General features: G+C 55.5%; 15 protein-coding genes. 8 read left to right on the top strand and 7 right to left on the bottom strand.

The features are described from left to right. Positions 1-663: alkaline phosphatase (locus tag ABX962_RS07550; RefSeq protein WP_372718093.1), on the top strand; the 663-nt coding region annotated here is incomplete at its 5' end. A 496-nt stretch (positions 664-1,159) separates the two neighbouring features. After that, a complete protein-coding gene (gene rnc / locus ABX962_RS07545) occupies positions 1,160-1,957 on the top strand; it encodes a ribonuclease III (RefSeq protein ID WP_372718091.1) in 798 nt (265 codons plus the stop codon). Positions 1,958-2,042: 85 nt separating this feature from the next. Here rnc and ABX962_RS07540 read toward each other — a convergent pair whose 3' ends face one another. After that, positions 2,043-3,347, bottom strand: a complete 1,305-nt coding sequence (locus ABX962_RS07540) for a tetratricopeptide repeat protein (protein WP_372718089.1) — start codon at positions 3,345-3,347, stop codon at positions 2,043-2,045. 395 nt (positions 3,348-3,742) lie between these two features. Further along, positions 3,743-4,306: a hypothetical protein gene (locus ABX962_RS07535; protein WP_372718088.1), complete on the bottom strand. Its 564-nt coding sequence runs from the start codon at positions 4,304-4,306 to the stop codon at positions 3,743-3,745. Between the two features lie 392 nt (positions 4,307-4,698). Between ABX962_RS07535 and ABX962_RS07530 the strand changes: the two genes are divergently transcribed. The 3 genes from ABX962_RS07530 to ABX962_RS07520 all read left to right on the top strand — a co-directional run bounded on the left by ABX962_RS07530 (position 4,699) and on the right by ABX962_RS07520 (position 8,676). Continuing rightward, complete coding sequence (locus tag ABX962_RS07530) at positions 4,699-6,036, top strand: DUF4013 domain-containing protein (RefSeq protein ID WP_372718086.1); 1,338 nt, start codon at positions 4,699-4,701, stop codon at positions 6,034-6,036. A 193-nt stretch (positions 6,037-6,229) separates the two neighbouring features. Then, positions 6,230-7,660, top strand: coding sequence for a S41 family peptidase (locus ABX962_RS07525; RefSeq protein WP_372718084.1), 1,431 nt, complete (start codon positions 6,230-6,232; stop codon positions 7,658-7,660). A gap of 257 nt (positions 7,661-7,917) precedes the next feature. Continuing rightward, entirely contained in the window at positions 7,918-8,676 is a 759-nt protein-coding gene (locus ABX962_RS07520) for a hypothetical protein (protein WP_372718082.1), read from the top strand. 193 nt (positions 8,677-8,869) lie between these two features. On the opposite strand, the gene ABX962_RS07515 is transcribed toward ABX962_RS07520, so the two are convergent. Further along, positions 8,870-10,867 (bottom strand): ABC transporter ATP-binding protein, encoded by a 1,998-nt coding sequence (locus tag ABX962_RS07515; RefSeq protein ID WP_372718080.1) that lies wholly within the window; start codon positions 10,865-10,867, stop codon positions 8,870-8,872. Positions 10,868-11,291: 424 nt separating this feature from the next. On the opposite strand from ABX962_RS07515, the gene ABX962_RS07510 reads away from it, so the two are divergent. After that, a complete protein-coding gene (locus tag ABX962_RS07510; RefSeq protein WP_372718078.1) occupies positions 11,292-12,038 on the top strand; it encodes a hypothetical protein in 747 nt (248 codons plus the stop codon). 32 nt (positions 12,039-12,070) lie between these two features. On the opposite strand, the gene ABX962_RS07505 is transcribed toward ABX962_RS07510, so the two are convergent. Next, positions 12,071-15,169: an error-prone DNA polymerase gene (locus ABX962_RS07505; RefSeq protein WP_372718076.1), complete on the bottom strand. Its 3,099-nt coding sequence runs from the start codon at positions 15,167-15,169 to the stop codon at positions 12,071-12,073. Between the two features lie 121 nt (positions 15,170-15,290). On the opposite strand from ABX962_RS07505, the gene ABX962_RS07500 reads away from it, so the two are divergent. Then, positions 15,291-15,794 (top strand): NINE protein, encoded by a 504-nt coding sequence (locus ABX962_RS07500; RefSeq protein ID WP_372718075.1) that lies wholly within the window; start codon positions 15,291-15,293, stop codon positions 15,792-15,794. Between the two features lie 151 nt (positions 15,795-15,945). Here ABX962_RS07500 and ABX962_RS07495 read toward each other — a convergent pair whose 3' ends face one another. Both ABX962_RS07495 and ABX962_RS07490 read right to left on the bottom strand, forming a co-directional pair. Beyond that, positions 15,946-17,457 (bottom strand): nodulation protein NfeD, encoded by a 1,512-nt coding sequence (locus tag ABX962_RS07495; RefSeq protein ID WP_372718073.1) that lies wholly within the window; start codon positions 17,455-17,457, stop codon positions 15,946-15,948. Between the two features lie 81 nt (positions 17,458-17,538). After that, positions 17,539-19,134, bottom strand: coding sequence for a TrkH family potassium uptake protein (locus tag ABX962_RS07490; protein WP_372718095.1), 1,596 nt, complete (start codon positions 19,132-19,134; stop codon positions 17,539-17,541). A 487-nt stretch (positions 19,135-19,621) separates the two neighbouring features. Here ABX962_RS07490 and ABX962_RS07485 point away from each other — a divergent pair, with 487 nt between their 5' ends. Further along, positions 19,622-20,371, top strand: a complete 750-nt coding sequence (locus ABX962_RS07485; RefSeq protein ID WP_372718071.1) for an SOS response-associated peptidase — start codon at positions 19,622-19,624, stop codon at positions 20,369-20,371. A gap of 18 nt (positions 20,372-20,389) precedes the next feature. On the opposite strand, the gene ABX962_RS07480 is transcribed toward ABX962_RS07485, so the two are convergent. Beyond that, positions 20,390-21,362 (bottom strand): PP2C family serine/threonine-protein phosphatase (locus ABX962_RS07480; protein ID WP_372718069.1); only part of this gene is annotated, 973 nt, incomplete at its 5' end.

The following is a 21,362-nucleotide window of genomic DNA, read 5'->3' as shown; positions in this document are numbered from 1 at the left end:
GAAGGTGTCGATGTGGTGATCAGCGGTGGATGGGGTGAAGGCAAAGACAAAGACGCCGCGCAAGGCGAAAATTTTGCCCAAGGTAACCCTTACTTTCACCAAGCCGATCTCAGCGCCGTGGATCGTAAAAACGGAGGCAAGTATCGGGTCGCACAACGGACCGAGGGCGTTTCGGGACGCGAGGGATTGATGAAAGGCGCCGAGCAAGCGATTCGCGAGGGGACTCGTTTTCTTGGCTTCTACGGCGCCACCGGTGGGCATTTGCCATTCCAAACCGCGGACGGGAATTTCAATCCCACGTTTGATGCCAAGGGGACGGAAAAGTACACGCAAGCCGATATCGACGAGAATCCGACGCTTGCGGACATGACCGAAGCCGCCTTAGGAATCCTGGAAACATCCGAAAAAGGATTCTGGTTGATGGTCGAAGCAGGAGACGTCGATTGGGCCAACCATGCCAACAATTTGGACAGCAGCATTGGCGCGGTACTCAGCGGCGACGCGGCCTTTGACACGATCGTCAATTGGGTTGACCGCAACGATGCCTGGGACGATACCGCGTTGATCGTAACCTCGGACCATGGTCATTTCTTGGTGATCGACGATGCTGAAGTGATCGCGAATGCAGGACGTGCGGATCGCCAAACCGTCTCGGCACCGTAATTTCCCGAGCGAATTCCTCCGTACCCACGTCGCCAAAATGCTTGCCGGCCCCCTGAAATCCGGCACGTTTGGCGAGTTTCGTGACGCATCCATGGGGCCGCTGGACTTTTTCCGCTGGTCAAGCCGAATGCCACTCGGTAGACTGGGCCAGTTCGTCACACACCGGTGCTTGAGTCCATGATCGACGGTGTCGCAACGCGGCTAAAATCGAAAATGCTCGAATTCAATCACCGGCGTGTGACAGAAAGTTGTCCTTATTTCCAATCAGCGTAGAACGAGACATTGGGCCAGGATCTCAATCCCTTGGGGTTCCTGCAACTCCAAGAGGTTCGACCGAGCGAAGGCCAAGTCGCATTGGCCCGAGCAGCCTCATCGGACAGAGCGTTCTCGTGCAGAAACCGGGCTTGGGATGTCCTCCTTCAGGATGAAGATCCCCCTCGGTCGTTGCCTGCTGCGGTGATTGGAACCAACGTCACACAGCAAACGGGGTGTACTCGTGAATTCATCGGAATTTGATTCCGTTTCGAATGCCGCTGAAATCAACCTTGTCGACGATCTTGAAGGTGTCGACGGGGGGGATCAGGCATCGAAACTACGACTTTGTCAGCAGATCATCGATTATCGTTTTCAAGACGAATCGTTATTGTTATCCGCTTTGACACACGCCTCAGGTGCCTCTCACCGTCTCGAGAGCAACGAGCGACTCGAATTCCTTGGCGATTCGGTGCTCGGTTTGACCGTCTGTCACTGGTTGTACGAAGAATACCCGGAATACAACGAAGGCGATTTGACGAAGATCAAATCGTATGTCGTCAGCCGTCGCTCATGCGGAAAGATCGCCTGTGCCCTTGGACTGGATCGCTGTCTGATCGTCGGACGTGGCGTGACTCGCAATCGCAGCTTTCCCAAGTCACTTGTCAGCGACGTTTTTGAAGCCATCGTGGCGGCGGTCTATCTCGACGGCGGCCCCGAGGTGATTCGCGAACGCTTGAAGAGATGGCTTGCCGACGAAGTCCGCGTCGCAGTCGAAAGCCAGGGCGCAAGCAATTTCAAGAGCACGCTGCAACAATATGCACAGCGAGAACTTTCCAGCACTCCCGTTTACCGCATGATCCGCGAAACGGGCCCTGATCACCGCAAAGCGTTCTTGATCTCGGCCGTGATCGAAGACCGTAGCTTTCCAGCCGCTTGGGGTAATAACAAAAAGGATGCCGAACAACGTGCGGCATCCAATGCACTGGCAGAGCTACACGACCTTTCGGTTCCCTATCCGCAAGAAGAAATGCACGATTGACGTGTCATCACGACTTGGGATGGTTGGGGATCGACGAACGACTTGGCGAGGTTCGCTCGCCGAGGATCCGTGCGATTCGGGGAAATCAGTGCGATTCGGGGAACTCGAATCCGTGTGGCAGCTGGAAACCCGAGCCTGGTGACGAGCTGGCGTCACTTTCAGCAGGTTTTGCTGCGGCGGGTTGAACCGGTTTCGCAGCCGGTTTGGTTGCTGCCCCCGGAGTGGTTGGCCACGTACCGGGCGTTGACTCTGGCGTCGTCTTGGGATTGACGCTCAACGTTGCCGGCTGAAAACTGGGTGTCGAGTAGCTTGGAATCGCTGGCGTTGTCGCCGTCGCAGCGGTCGTGCCGGCGGCCGAAGGTGTAGCCATTGCCGACGTCGCCGGTCCCCAAGTGGTCGCAGCAGGTCGATAGCTCACTGCAGCTGCGGACACATCCGTATTCGCACGAGCCGCGACGCTGGCAGCAGCCTCGGGAGTCCCGGTTGCCGGAACGGCCGCGGTTTGTGCGATTGGATTTTGTGTTTTTGGCGGCTGGGCCGCAATTTTCTCCACCGCCGATTGAGCGGGGTTCACGCCTCGTGACGCATCGATCTGTGCCAGCATTTCACGTGAACGATCAACCGCTTTTTTGACCGCCGCGTCGCTCGCGCCTTGAGCGTCAAATTTGAGGGTTTCCGACAAGAAGCCGCGAGCTTCGTTCATTTGCCCCTTGCTGTAGTGCAAGTAAGCCATGTTGAAGTTGGCAACCGCAGGCTTGTTGTTCTGCATCAAAACCTGCAGCGCCTCTTGCTTCTTGTTTGATTCGAACAAGACGCTTGCCAAATTGTTGGCGTAACGTGATGTCCCCGGAGCCAGTTCGAGCGACTTGGCAATCATTTTTGCCGCTTCGTCATGGTTCCCAGTCTTGCTGAGCGTTAGCCCCAAATCGTTGTACAAGGCGGCATCGCTAGGACTCTGCTTGATCGCAAGCTGAAAGAACTCCGTTGCCTTGACATGATTGCCCTGGCGGAAATGTAGTCTCGCGATACTGGTCAACGCGGCGCTGTCATTGGGCGTTTTTTCCAACGCCTTGTTGTAGCTTTCCATCGCCTTTTGGAAGTTGCCCGTCGATTCCCAAAGTTGTCCGTTGGCGACAAGCACCTCTGGCCCCACGGTCGCGGGTTCTTCGGTCAATCGCAGCGGATCGGCTTCGGAAGTCTCTGCAGAGTCCGAGTCACGGCGGAAGACACCCGCAATGGCGTTGGTGGTTTTACCGATCGCATTCTTGGCAGAGACACCGACGGCACTGACTTGATCTTTGGCACCGGTCGCCGTCGACGCGATCGATTCGGTCATCGAAGGCTTTTCCGCTTTGGCCGCATCGATCGTCGATCGCGAAAACGGGTTCATCGACGCGAATGTCGGACGTTGGTTCGAGCACCCCGTCGAGAAGCTCACGGCTGAACCAGCAATAAGCGAGAAGAGCAGTGCGCGTTGAATTTTTGCTGATCGTTTCACGAGAAATTCTCCCGAAGGCATGCCGATGAAGTCCTCGAATAGGAGTGGAGACTTCAAAATAGTCTGGGCAAGCAAATTTGCGGTTAAATCGAATGGTTCCGTTTTTAGGGATCGACCCGATTACCCCGGCAACTTGACTGCGTTTACCAATTTGTTGAAAAGACAATAAAAAAGACGGACTTCCTGTATAGAAAGTCCGTCTTCGATGAAACGCTAGCAAGGTTCGAGCGAATGGCGGCTTGGCCTGTTTGCTTGGCCTGTTTGATTAGCCTACTTGCTTGCAAGCTTTATTGGGTCGCCGAGGCACCACCGGATGCGGTAACCGAGGGAAGCTTGGGCTCAGGCAATACTTCCATCCAATTGCGATTGATCTTGGTCGCCCAAGCACCGGGTGCCGTGGAGGGCTCGCGATCGGTCACAAAGACATGGGTAGCGACACCAGCGGTTTGGAAACCGGCGAGGGTTTGCCGTACCGAAGCAACACGGGCATCGGTCTCTTCGTCGCTCTTGCCACGCAGGACATAGATATTGCGACGCGACTCAGGTGACTGGGTCGCGATCCAGTGAACACGATTGTGCCCCGACGCCAGCAAAGCACCGTCGCCGGATCGGAACAATTCGTGCCCAATCGTGTTATGGAGACGCCATCCGTTGCTTTTCATCACCTCGAATGGGGCGCTAACTTGGCGTGCGTCCATTTCTTCGAATGGTTCGGGCCATGCATTGTTGCGTTGATAATCAATGCTTGCTTGATGCCAAAATTGGTGCCAATCAGCGGAGACCGTTCCCACTGAAACGCTGAGCATCAAAGCTGCGATGGCAATGCGGCCGCGTCGAACTAAATGTTTCATATCAGGCAGTTCCTTCCGCCGGGTGCGTTCACAAATCAAGAGCAGCATGCGCGATGGGCATCCAAAGCTCAGGGTCGACATTCACATCGACCTGCTCGAGACGGAATCCATACCGCCTTGCTAGAAACTATCGGCCACACCACCCCAATGACTTGTCCGAGCCTGAGCGACTGGGGCGCGACCGCTAGAACCGTCACACTCTTCCAACGGAATGGGGCGACCGGGCGAAAAGCAACGAATTCCTTGGTTTTCGCAAAAATTGGCGTCAAATCAGACTGACGCTACCAAGATCTCCACATCCGCTGCGAATAGGATAGAAGTCGGAACGGAATCCCGGCCTCCGTTTCCAACTCAAACGTTTCTAGCTCAAACGCTCTTCGAGATCGTCCATCGTGGCTCGACCGTCCCCACCCCACACCGATTTGCCCCACACTTCAAACGAAACACCGCCCGAAGTGGTTGTGGCGTCGCTTGTTGACCAGGACGCCTCGGAAATGCCGCTGCTGGCAACACTTGTTTGTGAAAGCAACGATCTGGATTCCAAAGTCGATGGCGACGAGGCAGTGGGCACCACCTCGATCACGGCTCTGGAATCGATGCCGCCGCAAAGTCGTCTGCGACGAGGGTTGGCCTTTTTGACGTGGTCGATCTCCGGCACGTTTTCGCTGGCCTCACTGATCGTGATCTTGGCGGTGTTGACCGCGATCCCCTTGCTGCAACTGATTGCGTTTGGATACTTGTTGGACGTCGCGGGGCGGTTGACCAATGGCGCCAAATTTTCCGATTCGCTGCCCAATTTGCGTCGTGCCGGCACAGTGGGACTGGCCGCGCTCGCCATCTTTCTGGCCTCGCTGCCGACTCAATTATTGATTCACTGGGAATCGGTTGCCCAGTTGATTGATCCGGGTTCGGCCCAAGCCGCTTCGTTGCGAACGATGGCGATCATGGTTTGTTTCGTTGCGCTAGCGTACCTGCTGTGGGCTTGGGTTCGCGGCGGATCCCTCAAGCATTATTTGTGGCCGCAGCCTAAACGTTTTTTGCGCGAGGCATGGCGTCCGCAGACCTATCACGCAGCAGTCGACTCGTTGTGGGATTTCACGACAGCGTTTGAATTGCCGCGTCTTTTTTGGTTGGGGCTGCGTGGTTTCGTCGGCACGTTGATCTGGCTCGCTCCCGCTATGCTTCTAATCGCTGCAAACCGAAACGGAAAACCTGGAGCGGCGGGCGTGGTCGGCGCTGTGTGCATTTTGTTTCTGGGCATCTCACTGCTCTACCTGCCAATGCTGCAAGCTCACTTTGCCTCGGTCAACCGACTGCGGGGACTGTTTGCCGTTCGCACGATTCGTCGCGATTTTCGCCGTGCTCCCTGGGCTTGGCTGCTTGCGATGGTGATCGGCTTGGTGCTGATGCCGATTCCACTGTACCTACTAAAGATCGAAGCCACTCCGCGTGAAGTGGTCTGGTTGCCGTGTCTGGTGTTCGTCGCTTTTATCTTGCCCGCTCGTATCGCCGAAGGCTTGGCGCTGCGACGGGCGCGAAGTAAACCAGAGGAGCCCCGCGGCACGTGGGCCGCCGTTTCTCGCTGGAGCGTCCGGCTGCTGATGTTGCCGGTCGTGGGAATCTATTTGGCATTTTTGCAGCTGTCCCAGTACACCAGCTGGGACGGCTTGATGACGTGGATCCAACAACATGCGATCTTGTTGCCGATCCCGTTCATGGGGGGCGTTTAGCGAGCAAACCGCGGAGCAACGAAGTTTTCGAAGCTGGACGCTCTCGACAATCGTAGTGCTGTCTGATCCACGCGACTGTCGGGTACAATTGAAGGGACGTCGTGGGGTGGCGTCATTTTCCCCCCTCGATTCGCAGCGTTTTGCCAAACTTGTCGATTCTCGTTCGCTCGCTTTCTCATTAGGCTTCGTTTGCATGCCTTCACGCAATCTGAATATCATTCTGCTGACGTTTTGTTTCTCGCTGTTGTGCTATTTGACGCATCGACGAGCGAAGCCTGCGATGTTGGTGGGCGACGCACTCGATTTGATCCACCATCACTACGTCGACCCGATTGACGAAGAGCGATTGCTGACCGCCGCGATGAACGGCATGACGTCAATCTTGGATCAAAATTGCGAATACATTCCGCTGGATGCCTATGCATCGTTCCAGGACAGTATGAGTCAAGAGTTTGCGGGAATCGGAATCTACGTCGAGCAACCGGACGTCACGAAGCCGGTCCGTGTCGTCACCCCCTTGGTCGGATCGCCTGCACTTCGCGCGGGAATGATGCCAGGGGACGAAATCGTCGAAATCGACGGCGAAGATGTCGCCAAGCTGAGCTTAAAAGAGGTCAGTGCCAGACTAAAAGGCCCGATCGGTACCATCGTCTACGTCGTCGTACGCCGGAATGGTGAAGACGGGGATGGGCGAGACGGGGATGGTCAAGACGGGGACGCCCAAGAGCTTTCTCTGTCGATTGACCGATCGACGATTGAACTCGAATCGGTGATCGGGGACTATCGCGATGAAAACAACAATTGGGTCTATCGTTTACAAGACGATCCATCGATTGCCTACGTCCGGCTGACCAGTTTCGGCGAAAAGACCGACGGCGAACTTCGCACGGTGCTGGAGCGGTTGAACAATGATTTCCGCGGCTTGGTGCTCGATTTACGGGGCAACAGCGGCGGGTTGTTGTACGCCGCCGTCGACATCTGCGACATGTTCCTCGATCGCGGACGGATTGTCTCGACGCGGATCCGAGGCGGCAAGGTTTATGACGAATTCGACGCCCAGACCGGCACTTTGGTCAAAATCGACAAACCTGTCGCCGTGCTGATCGATGGCAATTCGGCGAGTGCCAGCGAGATTGTTGCGGCATGTTTGCAAGATCATCAGCGGGCCGTCGTGGTGGGCACACGCAGCTACGGCAAAGGAACCGTTCAAAATATCTTGCCTCTGCAATACGGACGCAGTGCGCTGCGATTAACCGTCGCGAGGTACTATCGCCCCAGCGGCAAGAATATCCATCGCGTCATCGATGCCAAACCTGAAGACGAGTGGGGGGTCACCCCTGATCCCAAGATGGAAGTCAGTCTGGATGAAAATACGCTGGAAAAATTGAGCAAACGGTGGCGTGAGGCGTCTTACCCAAGTTTGGCTGCCGCGTCGGAACTGCAACTGCACAGCGACGAAGCAAGCGATAAACCCACCTCCGAAAAGAAAGGCGTCCAAGCGGACGGGATCCCCGAGGGTGGCTTGAGTCTCGATCCAGTATTACGCCGGGCGGTCGAGGCGATCGACGCAGATCGAGCGATCGACGACGAACCGAGCATCGATACAGTCCCCGCAGCCGCCTAATTTTCAGTAATTTGCTTACCTGAGCGACAAATTGGTTACAATCGGTGATGCCGCTGTTTGGCCATACATGGGTCACAGGTCGGCCTTTTCTTAAAACGTTAATCGTGTGACGCCGCATGACACGAAAGAAAACGTTTGCCGGAGCGTGATGCGATAACTAGAGTTTGTAGAACGCAAAATCCTTTGCGAGCAGAATGTTCGGTAAACACCTCACGATTAGCACAAAACACCACCCCTCCATACGGGGAGCACGCCCGATGAAAAAGACGTTACTCAGCGCGGTTCTGGTTGCCGCAGGCTCCTTTTGCCTGCTGACGGATTCCCCTTCCGCCAACGCCCAAAACCCGATTTTGTCCGAGATGTACGGTCGAGGAGTGCACTCCTTCTACGCCGGCCGTTACGACGACGCCAACAAGTTTCTCTCGATGGCCATCGACAATGGCATTAAAGACCCTCGCGCCTACTACTTTCGCGGCTTGGTCGCCAATTCGCTGGGGAATCGCTTCGAAGCCGAAGCGGATTGGCGTCAGGGTGCGGAACTCGAAGCCCGTGCTGGCAGCAATCCCTCGATCGGTCGCTCGTTGGCCCGTTTTCAAGGCGCCGAACGGCTGAAGCTAGAACAGATTCGTCAGACGGCACGTTTGGAATTGATGGCGACTGCCGCAAGCCGTTCGCAGCAACGTTATGGCGAAATTGACAGCGCCGCAGCGGCAGCAGCTCCGGCGGCAAAAGCTTCCGCGCCGCGAAACGCAGTCACGCCGCCCCCCATTCCGCCCACCGCCGAAAATCCATTCGCCGACGATGTGGAATTTGCCACCGGCGACGCAAAACTGGAATCCAACGACGCCTTTGCTGGCGCTGAAAAAGGTGACGCAGCCGCCCCCGCAGCCATGGACGCCGCCGCGCCTGCTGATGACGGCGGCAACATTTTTGATGCCGGAGGGGATGCTGGAGCTAGCGATCCGTTTGGCGGAGCAGCACCGATGGACGATCCGTTCTCGGGTGCAGGCTTCTAGCAGGCCAACTTCGAGCTGGCCAACTTCGAGCAGGCAAAGTGCCTTGTCAAAAACCCAAGAAGCCACACGCAAAGAAGAGGGGTAGCGGAACTCCATGCGAGAGTTTCGTTCCCCTTTGACCGCCGCCACCGAAATCCGTTGACGGCTTCCGCTACGCGGTTTGTCCCGCAAAAGTCTTCTCAGGAATCTTTCTTCAAGCAGCCTTTCGCTGCTCGCTGCCACACAGACTTTGGTAGAACCGATTGCGAGTGATCAATTCGTCATGACGTCCCGAGTCAGCAATCTGTCCCGCTTCGATCACCACGATCCGATCAGCCATCGACAAACTGGTGTGGCGATGCGTGATCATCACTCCGGTGCGATCGACCAAAAACTTCGCCAGCGCTTGATGAATCAATTGCTCGCTTTCCAAATCGATCTGGCTTGTCGCTTCGTCAAGAATCAAGATATCGGGATTCCGTAAAAAGGCACGCGCCAAGGCAAGCCGTTGCATCTGGCCGCCAGAGAGTCGCGTCCCGTTACTGCCGAGCCGCGTTTGATAACCATCGGGCGTTTTTCGCAAAATGAACTCATCGGCAAACGCCATCTTCGCCGCTCGCACCACCGCATGAGAATCGGCGCCAGGCGAACCGTAACGAATATTGTTTTCAATCGTGTCGTCAAACAAGATCGTTCGCTGAGTCACCAAGGCAATTCGGCGTCGCAAATCGCGAGTCTTCATCTCGTGAATCGGAGTGTCATCCAACAGCACTTGCCCGCTTTGCGGATCGTCAAACCGGCATAACAGATTGACAATCGTACTCTTGCCGCTGCCGTTCGGGCCGACCACGGCAATCGTCTCGCCATGACGGATCGTCAAATCGACACCACGCAACACGGTTGGGCCAGAGGTGTATTGGTAGACCACATTTTCGAGTCGAATCTCGCGATGCGGTCGCGCCGTCGTGCGATCGTTGTCAGGTTCTGCGACACGGATGGGTTTATCAATGATCTCGTAAACACGCTCCGTCGCGGCAATACCTCGCTGCAAACCGCTCCATACATCGGATAACTTTTTGGCCGGATCCGAGGCTCCGATCAAGAAACCAAAGAACATCAAAATCTCGCCGACCTCCAGTGGCACCGTACTCATCGGAATCCCAAACAAGCTGGTTTGTTGATTGACCACCAAATAGCCACCTGCCAAGATCGCCAGTCCCACCACGGTCATCCCCAGCATTTCGCTGCTGCTGCGGGCCAGCGTGTTGTAGAACGCCATCTTCATTGATTTGCGATAGTACGCACGGATGCCGCGATCAAACTTGGCACGTTCAAACCCTTGCGTGTTAAAGGCCTTGACGACCCGAATCCCTGCGAACGAATCGTTCAGCATCCCGTACAACTGGCTCATCTCTTCCATCGCCCGCCGACTTGCTCGACGAATCGCACGGCTCAGATGATGCATCACCAATCCGACCAATGGCGTGACGATCATCACGAACAACAGCAACCGCCAACACACAAACATCGCGCCGCCTAAACAGACCGCCATCTTCAGCGGCTCACGAACAAGCCGTCCTAATAACGCGGTGATCCCCGCCGAAACGTGAGCGATATCGTTGGTCAGACGCGACGTCAAATCTGCTGAACCGTTCTCGCCAAACGAGTCGAGGTCCAACCGCAACGCTTTGCGAAAGAATAAAGCGCGAAGGTCCACCGCCGCTGATTCAGCAACATATTGGACCAGCATTAGATTAATTAATAGAGCAACTAACTTGACCGCCGTTCCGCCAACCAACAGGGCCACGATCAACATCAACGTCGCGTAGGAACCGCGAGGAGCGTAGGCATCGATCGTCGGTTTCATCCACCGCAGATAGCTGCTTGATTCCGCGATCGCCGTCTGGGTCGCGGTGGCAGTTTCGATCTGAAGCCGCAGGTTTTTGGCCGTCTTTTCGTCAGCCTCTGCTAATTTTGCCGACAATTGGTTGATTTCAGTCTCAAGTTCGTCGAGCCGCGCATCGGTCTGTTTGATTTGCTTTTCGGCGTACCCCGGCAAACTGTCGCCTTTAAAGACGACTTCGACCAACGGGTACAGCGTGCCGATATTGGCCCCCCACAAGACGGCAATCAACATCGATGTCATCACAATCCCGGTGATCGACCATTTACGACGCAGTGCGATGCGAAGTGCGCGACCAAAATTTTTCATCGTTGTTCGTCGTCCCTGACGAGTAGAGCCGTCTATTGTCTGCGAAAATCAGCAAGTTGAAGCCTGTCTTGTAATCCAGATGCGGTCGTCTGGGCTAGACGAATTCATTGCTAGCACAGGCCCATCATCATCGGTCTGCGGTTCGCGCCGGCCATCACCTTCGTGCAAAAGTGACGCAATTTCCCGCCCATTCGTATTGTGTGTTTGACGCGGCGCTGGATTCGAGCCCCGCCGACGGGCAAGCTAAAAAAATTGGACTTTTTGCCTAAGCTTGCAAAACCGTCCACCCACCAAGGGCGTAGACACACTACCGCTTTGTCACGACGAAAGTTTCGCCAAGTGTGAAAAGGTCATGTTTCCACAGCGAACGTAGTTCTCGTCTGAATCGATCCCACTTCCCCCCCTGTATGAGCTCTTTTGCAAGATGCCGACTGATGCTGAGATAAAACCGATCGTCCCGATGATGGGCGCCGAAGGAGGCTTTGAGGAGGACGAGTCGGTTCCCCCGTTGCGAATTTCGGGTTTCCTATGCCTGTTTTTCGGCCTGTTGAGTGCACTGGGCATCATTGGCTATCCGATGCTGGTGACCGCAGTGATTGCGATTGTCCTTGGTTTGGTAGCGTTACGGCCATGGGACCAACAAAAACCGGTCGGCGTGACTCCGGCCCGGATCGGGTTGGTGCTTGCGGTGGCCTTTGGGTCATGCGGATACTTTGTTCACAGCATGAAATCCCGCACGCTCGCCAATCAAGCCGAGTACTTTGCCCGCCAATACCTTGATGTGGTCGCGAAAGGGGAATTCGCCATCGCGATGGAACTGAAAAAGGAGGCCGTCAATCGTCTGCCGCTGCACATGCCGCTGATGGACCACTATCAGTCAAGCGAAGAGAACATGAAGACGCTCGCCGAATTTGAGTCGGACGGAATCAACCAACAATTGACCGACGTCGGCCCAGGCGTCGCGTGGGAACTTGGTGAACCAGTGCGTGTTTTCCAGTACTACGGGATGCAACAAGCCGAACTGCTGTTTCTGAATCCAAACAGCAATCAAGAGCCCAAGAAGATCTACATGCTGATGAAATATGACATCGATCCTCAAGGCGTGGGGCAATGGCGAGTCGATCAATGCCGCCCCTACATGAAACGTCTGGTTGCCGAAAGCATCCTGTAATGGGGAAATAGGCTTCCAGATCTGTCATCCCCCTAGTGAAAATCGCGAGAACGCTGATCCAATTTGGGTGACTCGTTGGCCAAGTCGGAAATACGACCGACGATCACATGGATCACCCCTTTGCGATTTTCTAATTTGCCGTCGACGAGCCATAGATTACTGGCCTGAGCGATCCGAAAGAATCGCTTCCACACCGCCGCATAAAAAACCAGGTTCACCGATCCTGTTTCATCTTCGATCGTGACAAACGTGATCCCTTTGGCGGTTCCCGGCCGTTGACGCATCAAGACCAATCCGGCGACGCGAACGTGACGCCCGTCTCGCAACGTCTTCAATTCGCTGGCACACACGCAGCGTTGCCGGTTCAGTTCGTTCCGCATGAACGAAACCGGATGTGCCTTTAAACTCATGCCGGTGGTACTGTAATCCGCGTGCACCTCTTCTTGAGGTGTCATGGGAATCAATTCCTCGGGGATCAATTCTTCGTCGTCTTGCTCGGCATCAAACAGAGGCCGCGACTGAGGTTTCTTTTCTTCGGCCAACGATTGCCAAATCGCACCGCGCCGATCTCCCGCGATCGACTCAAACGCATCGGCATCGGCCAACGTTGCGACCACCGCGTTAGATATTTTGGTGCGATGAACCAATTCCGCGATGCTGCGAAACGGACCGTGACGCTCCCGTTCGCCAAGGATCGCATCCGCCGCTGCGGCGGGAAATCCACGTACCATTTGCATCCCCAAACGAATCGCAGGTTGCGACCGGTTGGCATCTTTGTGCAGCGTCGATTCCCAACGACTCTCGTTGATATCGACCGGCAGCGTTCGTACACCATGTAGTTTCGCATCGGCGACCAATTGAGCGGGCGCGTAGAATCCCATCGGCTGGCTGTTCAGCAGCGCCGCGCAGAACGCAGCGGGATAATGGCATTTCAAATAACACGACGCGTAGACCAACAATGCGAAACTTGCCGCATGTGATTCAGGAAACCCGTATTCACCAAACCCCCGAATTTGATTGAACACGTGCTCGGCAAACTCGCCCGTCAATCCATGATCCTTCATCCCCTCGAGCAACTTGACTCGAAAACGATCGATCACACCGGGCCGCCGCCATGCCGCCATCGCGCGTCGCAATTGATCCGCTTCGCCCGGTGTAAACCCTGCCGCGACCACCGCCAACCGCATCGCTTGCTCTTGAAAGATCGGTACTCCGAGCGTTTTCTCTAACACGCCGCGAATCGCTTCGCTGGGATACACCACCGCTTGCGGATTCTCGCGAGCTTGCAGAAACGGATGCACCATGTTGCCTTGGATTGGCCCCGGCCGCACGATCGCGACCTCGACCACCAAATCGTAATAGCAACGTGGTTTTAATCGCGGCAACATGCTCATCTGAGCTCGACTTTCGATCTGAAATACGCCCACCGTATCGGCAGCACAAATCATGTCGTAGGTCGGTTTGTCATCGGCGGGGATATTGGAAAGTGACAACTCGCGCCCGTGATGCTCGGACACCAATTCAAACGCACGACGAATCGCCGACAACATGCCTAGCGCCAGCACATCGACTTTCAAAATCCCCAAATCATCCAAATCATCTTTGTTCCACTGGATCACCGTGCGGCCTTCCATTGCCGCATTTTCGATCGGGCACAGCTCGCACAAATCGCCTTGCGTGATCACCATCCCACCGACGTGCTGAGACAAATGCCGTGGGAAACCGACAAGCGATTGAACCAGATAGACGAATCGCTTCCCCATCTCGGTATCAGGATCCAGTCCACCGCCGCGACATCGCTCGGCAAAGTCAGTCGCACCATCACGTCCACTGGCAAACTTGGCTAACGAATCAACCACATCCGGTGACATCCCCAGCGCCTTGCCCACCTCACGCATCGCACTGCGAGTCCGATACGAGGTGACCGTGGCGGTCAAACCAGCGCGATGACGACCGTACTTTTCATACAAGTACTGCAACACCTCTTCGCGGCGTTGATGTTCGAAATCAACATCGATATCGGGTGCTTCGTTTCGCTCGCGGCTAATGAATCGCTCGAACAACAAATCGGTTTGACTTGGGTCCACGTTGGTAATGCCCAAGCAGTAACAAACGGTCGAATTGGCTGCCGAACCACGCCCCTGACATAAAATATTCCGCTCGCGAGCAAAACGGACCATGTCCCAGACGGTCAAAAAATAGGCCTCGTACTGCAACTCGCGAATCAATTCCACCTCGTGCCGAATCAACGCGATTACTTTCTCGGGAACACCGCTTGGCCATCGCTGCTTTGCCCCTTCCCAAGTCAAACGACGCAGATGGTCGATCGGTGTCATTCCGCCGGGGGCAAGTTCGACCGGATACTCGTAGCGAAGTTCATCAAGCGAAAACGTGCACTGCTGGGCAATTTCGACCGTACGAGCGATTGCATCCGGAGCATCGCGATACAAATCGGCGATCTCCGCAAGCGAACGCATGCCATGTTGGCTGTTGGCAAATCGCTCGCGGTGGACATGATCGATTGTGGTTCCATGACGGATCGCTGTCACACAATCATGCAACAACATCCGCGGGGCACAGTGATAATGCACATCCCCGCCTGCGACCAACGGCACATCGATTTTCAACGCAAATTCACGCAGATGCTCCGACTTGGCACGATCATCCACGCCGCGGTGCAATTCGAGGAACATGTAGCGGCGATTGGCAAAGACCTCGCGAAACGACGTTCGCAAAAATTTCCCGGTGCAGGTGTCCGTCGGGATCACCGCCGCGATCATCCCTTCGCTGGCCGCCGCGATGTCGTCCCAGGCAAGTTCGCATTGCCCTTTTTCACATCGCATCCGGCCCAGCGAAATCAGCCGGCACAATCGGCCGTACGCCGCACGATCGGTCGGCCAAACGACCATCGGGGGTGCGTCGATCGGATGCAGTTCACTGCCCACGATGTACTGGATTCCGACCTCTTTAGCGGGAGTATGCCCACGAACGATCCCCGCCAGCGACGATTCGTCGGTGATCGCGATTCCCGCGTATCCCAATTCACTCGCTTGCTCGACCAATTCGTCCGGATGAGAGGCCCCCTTCAAGAACGAAAAATTGCTTTTGCAATGCAGTTCAGCGTACTGCATCGTGCCCACCCCAGCGGAGAACGCCAGCCCAGCTAAGCAGCTGGGCAATCAGAAACCTCGATAAAATCGCCATTTGGACCGTCATTTGCAAAGATTCTAGCACAGCGAACGAATAGTGATTTTGCCACGCGAAGCAGTCTTCAGCGACTCGAAAACCTTCAAACCCCATCAATTCGACATGCAACCGGCACCGATGACCGCCTCCAACGCCAATTCCACCCCGCTCCGTCATAAAGTCGACGTCACGCACCCGGTGCTGGTCGGATATCTGTTTTGGATCCTTGGATTCGTCGGCGCCCACCGCTTCTATTTTGGCAAACCGCTGACCGGAATTTTGTGGTTTTTCACGGGCGGGCTGCTGCTGGTCGGCTGGATCGTCGACGCCTTTTTTATTCCCGCGATGGCAGACGAGGCAAACCAAAGATACCCCAATGGCCGCATCGATTACACCGTGACCTGGGTACTTCTGACGTTCTTAGGTCTGTTCGGCATCCACCGCTTTTACATGGGCAAGATCGGCACGGGCATCCTTTACCTGCTTACTGGCGGGCTATTAGGGATTGGCTATGCCTACGACATCTGCACGCTGAACGAGCAAGTCGAAGAGCTGAACCGATTTGACTGATTTGCTCCTCAGGCCGGTTCATTGCCGTTTTCTGCGGCAAATCACAACCCGAAGCGTCAGCGAGGGACCGAATCAAAATCGAGATTCCCTCGCTCACGCTTCGGGTTGTCAGAAAAACGCAACTTCAAACCGCGCAAGCCAGGTCCACCGCTCAGGCCACCGGACGCACGATCACCTTGGCTCCTTGTTTGCCGATCACACGCACTTGGGTACCAGGATCGACAAAGTCCCCTTCGGTAACAACATCGACGGTGAAATCGTCCACCATCACACGCCCGCCTGGCCGTAGCGCCGAGATCGCTTCACCGACGCTGCCCACTTCGACGCGTTGCCAACCGGGTAACGAGGTGGCCGCCATCCCCTCGCTCGTTCCGCTACCTTCCAGTGCAACCGTCGGTTTTAACGTCAACCGACTCAGCCCCGGAATCTCGCTCATGTATTGGGCAAGCACCAGAAGCGCGATCAGAAAAGCGACAAAAGCGCCGACCACCGTCAACACGTCCATGCCAAGTGCCGCCAGTTCTTCGCTGCTGTGAGGCATCAAGAAGCGTCGCGATGCCATCACCAACGATCCTAGCGACAACACAATCCCGCTAATCCCCGCGACGCCGAAACCAGGAATGACAAACACTTCGGCCGCGATGAACAGCAATCCGATGACAAACAAGGTCACCTCGAGCCAACCGGCCGTGCCTCCCAAAAAACGACTCCAGAAAAACAGTCCAAAACAGAGCGTCGAGGTCAAACCGCCGATCCCCAACCCCGGAGCACTCAATTCGATCACCAAGGCGGTCAATCCAATCACGATCAACAGGAAGGTCACAAAGCCTGAGTTTAGAATCAGCACCAATGTATCGACCCAAGTTCGCTCAAGCGTCGGAATTGGTTCCTGCAGATTCAGAGTCGAAGCCAACTCGGTGCGACTGGCCACGGTTTGATCGATCAGCCCGAGCTCGGCGGCGCGACGTCCATTGGCGGTAAAGAACATCTCTTTGCCCGCTTCGCGAACCGGCGGCCCCTTTTCCCAAGCATCTTGGTTCTCCAGTGCAACCCATTCTTTGTCTGAAAAATAGCGAACCGAGCCGTCCTCTTTATTCGTTGCTTTAAAGACAACCATGTCTTTGTCGGTCATCTTTTCGGCCAACGCAATCGGCCGGCCTGTGGCTTCGGCGGTATCACGCACCTTTTGCGCCAACACGCTGCGGCTCTTCGCTTCGGTGTAACGATACGCCCCGTCGGCGCCCATCACGATTTCACCCGCGTCACCGATACGCGCATCGGGCAGCATGATAATTTTGTCACACGACAGTGCAAACAGCGCCGCGCCGCTGATCGCATCCTTTTCGACGAACGCAACCGTTTCGACATCGTTGGCGTCGAGCACCATGTCCATCAATTCGAACGTGACCTGGGTGAAACCGCCAGGGCTGTGGATGTCAAAGATCACGACATCCACGCCTGAATCGACCGCATCGCGAAACTTTCGCTCCAGCAGTGCAGCGCTGAGCGGGTGAATCATTTCGTGCAGCGGAATGATCACCGCCTTCCGCGGCGACGCTTGACGATCCAGCTCGGCTTTGGCGGCATCTTGGCTCCGCGCCACCAGCGGCGATAGCAGCAGGGCAGCAAGGCAAATTGTGATGAAAGTCGGCAAACCACGCATTTTGCGTTCCCAGAACAATGACGTCGTAGAACAATCGTCTTTTAATTCTAACAGACGATACTTACGAGGCTCGTTTCCAGATCAAATGCGGCGCCAAAAACTGGGAAAGATCAAAACCAGCACACTGAAAACCTCGACCCGCCCGAGCATCATCAGCCAGACAAACAAAAATTTCGCCTGCTGACTAAACCCCGCATAGTTCTGTGTGGCTCCGACCACTCCCAAACCAGGCCCGATGTTGTTGAGCGTTGCCGCCACGGCACTGGCCGAATCAAGCAACTTTTCATCCAACGTTCCTTCGTTCACGAGCGCTGCGGCCTTGCTTTTGGAAAGCGGCGGTTCGCCATTCGCGATCGATTCCGCCTCGGACTCGGCCAAATCCGCGGCCGACACGGCACCCCAAGTCCCCCGCGGTTCAAACGTGATCAAAAACAACCACGAGAAAACGAAGATCGCCAAAATCATGGAAAAGTAGACTACGATTCCATGGGCCAAGTGAGGATCATCGACCGGGGCTCCGCCGACGCGAATCGGGCGAACCACGCGAGGGCGATGCGCTCTTTCGATCTCCAGACGTAGAATCTTGTAGAACAACACGTGACGTATCACCTTCATGCCGCCCCCGGTGCTGCCGGCACAACCTCCGACAAACATCAGTAACAACAAGATGCCTCTGCCAAAATTATTCCACTGATCAAAATCCGCCGTTCCATAACCGGTCGTCGTAATGATCGACACGACTTGAAACAACCCGTTGCGAACCGATTCACTATACGTGCCAAACCCCACATCACCCGCTCGCATCCCAAAGAACACGATCGCAAGAGCAACGCTAGCGATGATGCCGACGAAGGTGCGGAATTCGATATCGCGAAGCAGACGCCGCGGACCATCAAAAATGGACAGATACAGCAGCGTAAAATTGGTCCCTGCCAACACCATGAAAACGATCGTTGTGTACTCGATCGTGGCACTTTCAAAACGCCCAAGACTGCGGTTGTAAGTGCTGAACCCGCCCGTCGCCATCGTGCCAAACGCATGACACAGGGCATCGAACACCGACATTCCTTCGATCGCGTAGATCACCGTTAGAATTGCGTTTAGCGCAATGTAGATCGCCGCAAACACCAATGCCGTATGCTGCATCCGCGGCATGCTGCCCTCCTTGGTTGGCCCCGGCATCTCGGCTCGCATCATCGCCTTGCCCGCCGATCCTTGACCCAGGATCGCGACAAACAAAACGACAATCCCTAGCCCGCCGAGAAAGTGGGTCCACGAACGCCAGAATAAAATACAATGCGGCACGCTGGCGGGCGTTTCCAAATCGGTGATCACCGTCGCCCCGGTCGTGCTAAAGCCTGACTGGGATTCGAACATCGCTTCAATAAATGTGATCGGACGATCCGGCGCGATCTCGGTCCCACTCAAATAATAGGGCAACGCCCCGAGCACCGTCGCCAATACCCAACTGAGTCCGACGATCGCCATCGCCTCTTTCTGATACAGCGGTCCGCCGCGATGACGTCGACCGATCACCAGCAACACCCCTCCCACGATCATGCTGACTGCGGTTCCCAACAATAGCCCCTTGGCTCCTTCGATTTCGAACGCCTCGGCCGCTGGCAAATGGGTTCGGTTCGCAAATGCCGGAAAGGCAAATGGCAAACAAAAGCTCATCGAGCCGCCAATGAGCAAACAGATTGTGCCGAGCACGCGAAACAGGAGCGGAAAGTTCAAAGCACGTCGGTCGGTAGCGAAGGGAGAAGCGGGGGACCTTTTGTCGTGCACACAGCTTAACCAGACTTTGTCGAGTGTCGTAGAGTCCTTCGCCAACGAAGTCGTGGCCGCACCCGCTTTGGCAGCAGAGGGGTGATTTTTAGAGCCGAGCGGCGCGGGGCCGCCCGGTCAAAATCGAACGTTTTACTTGCCGCAACCGGGCGGCCTCGCGCTGCACCGCTACCCAAACAGCTCCAAAACGGGGTTTCGATAGCAATTTATCTTTCCTTGCCGATGGTTCTGACCATTTCCCCCATTTCCGCTTGGTGTTGATGCCCCATAATTGATTCAAAAGGCTCGCGAATCCACGCGAACTCTCATCTTGAGTATCCGAAAAGGGGTCTGACCCTCTCCGAATACTCGATTATTGTCCGATGGAAACAAATCTATGTGCGGTCGATTTACGCTCCGAACCTCGCTGGCCGATCTACGCCAATTGTTCCTCCCCCAAGATGATCCCAATGTTTTTTCGGCGGCGGTCGATTCCGTGCTGAATCGGCCTCGCTACAACATCGCACCGACTCAATCCGTCGCGGTGATCCGTCAGCTTGACGGCAACTCGCCGGAATTCGCCGCGATGCGATGGGGATTTATCCCTAGCTGGGCAGAGGATGTCGCCATCGGCGCTCGCATGATCAATGCTCGCAGCGAAACGATTGACCAGAAACGGTCGTTTCAAAACGCTTTTCAAAACCAACGATGCCTGATCCCCGCCGACGGTTACTTTGAATGGCAAAAGGTGGGATCGGCAAAGCAGCCTTATTATTTACACCAACCCGATCACACTCCGTTTGCAATGGCCGGACTTTGGGAACGGAACACGAAAGCATCCGACGACGCATCGCCGATCGCTTCGTTCACCGTGATCACGACGGCGGCCAATTCGGTCACCGGCAAAGTTCACGATCGAATGCCGGTGATTCTCGATCAGAAGGATTTCCAGGCCTGGCTTGACCCCAATTTTCATGACACCTCGTCGCTGAAAAAACATCTTACTGCCGCCGCGGATGACTTTTTCGAGATCACGGCCGTATCGCGGCGAGTCAACCACGTTGGCAATGACGATTCTGGCTGTATTGAACCCGTGGCCCCTCAACCGCAGAGCCCCAAAACAACTCAGGCGACACTTTTCGATTGACCACCGCCGTGTCCCTGATCAACGATCCTCTTCGGCTGACTCATCCACCGTCGTATCGAATTGGCTAAGCGTTGCCAAGGTTCCATCATCAATTTCGATCGAATCAATCGTCTCTCCCATCAACGTTTCCTCCACCAACGTCGTTGCACCGGTACTTTGGCGTTGACGTGGTAACATCCGCGAGACGATCACGGTGATATTGTCCTCGCCGCCTCCTTCGTTTGCGACGCGGATCAATTCTTGGCAAATCGACTGCGCATCGTCTCCTTCGCTAACCATTAACGCCAAGGCACCGTCGTTGACGTAGCGATGCAGTCCATCACTGCACACCACCACCGTATCGCCCAGCAACAACTCAACCCTTTCCACCTGAGCGACCAAGTCTCCCTCGAGTTGTCCGCCCAAAACATTCCACAGCACGTTGCTCCAGCGGCTCGCGGATTCCTCTTCTGGCGTCAGATCGCCCGCATCGACCATCCGTCGCGCCAGCGTATGGTCCGTGGTTAATCGCTGCGTATTCCCGTCACGAACCAAGTAACAACGGCTATCGCCGGCATGCAATACCGACAGATAGGGCCAAATAATTTCGGCCATCGTCAATGTTGTCCCCATCCCAAATTGTTCGGGGTTTTGCTGAGCTTGTCTCAAAATCATCGAATGAGTGTTGCGGAGCAGCGTCTGCATCCACCGAGCTTGCTCGATCCCATCCCAAGAATCGGCATTCAAGGTTGGCCGCGTCGGGTCCGCTAAACGCCGGGCAAGAAATTGGACTGCCAACTGACTCGCCCGTTCGCCAGCCGCATGCCCTCCCATACCGTCAGCAACGATTAAAATCTCGCTCTCCGCCTCACCAAAGAACGTCAGCGGTGGATCGTGCGGCAAACTCGTCGAGGTCGAACTAACACTCAAGCGGCGAGTTCCCACCAAAAACTGGTCTTGGTTCGAATCGCGTGCTCTGCCGATGTCGGTCAAGCCGTACGTGTCAATCGTG

Origin of the sequence: Novipirellula sp., from assembly GCF_041583735.1 — a bacterium.
In the GTDB taxonomy this organism is placed as follows: domain Bacteria; phylum Planctomycetota; class Planctomycetia; order Pirellulales; family Pirellulaceae; genus Novipirellula.
Note: the sequence above shows the minus strand (reverse complement) of the source record. Positions and strands in the feature narration are given on the sequence as shown.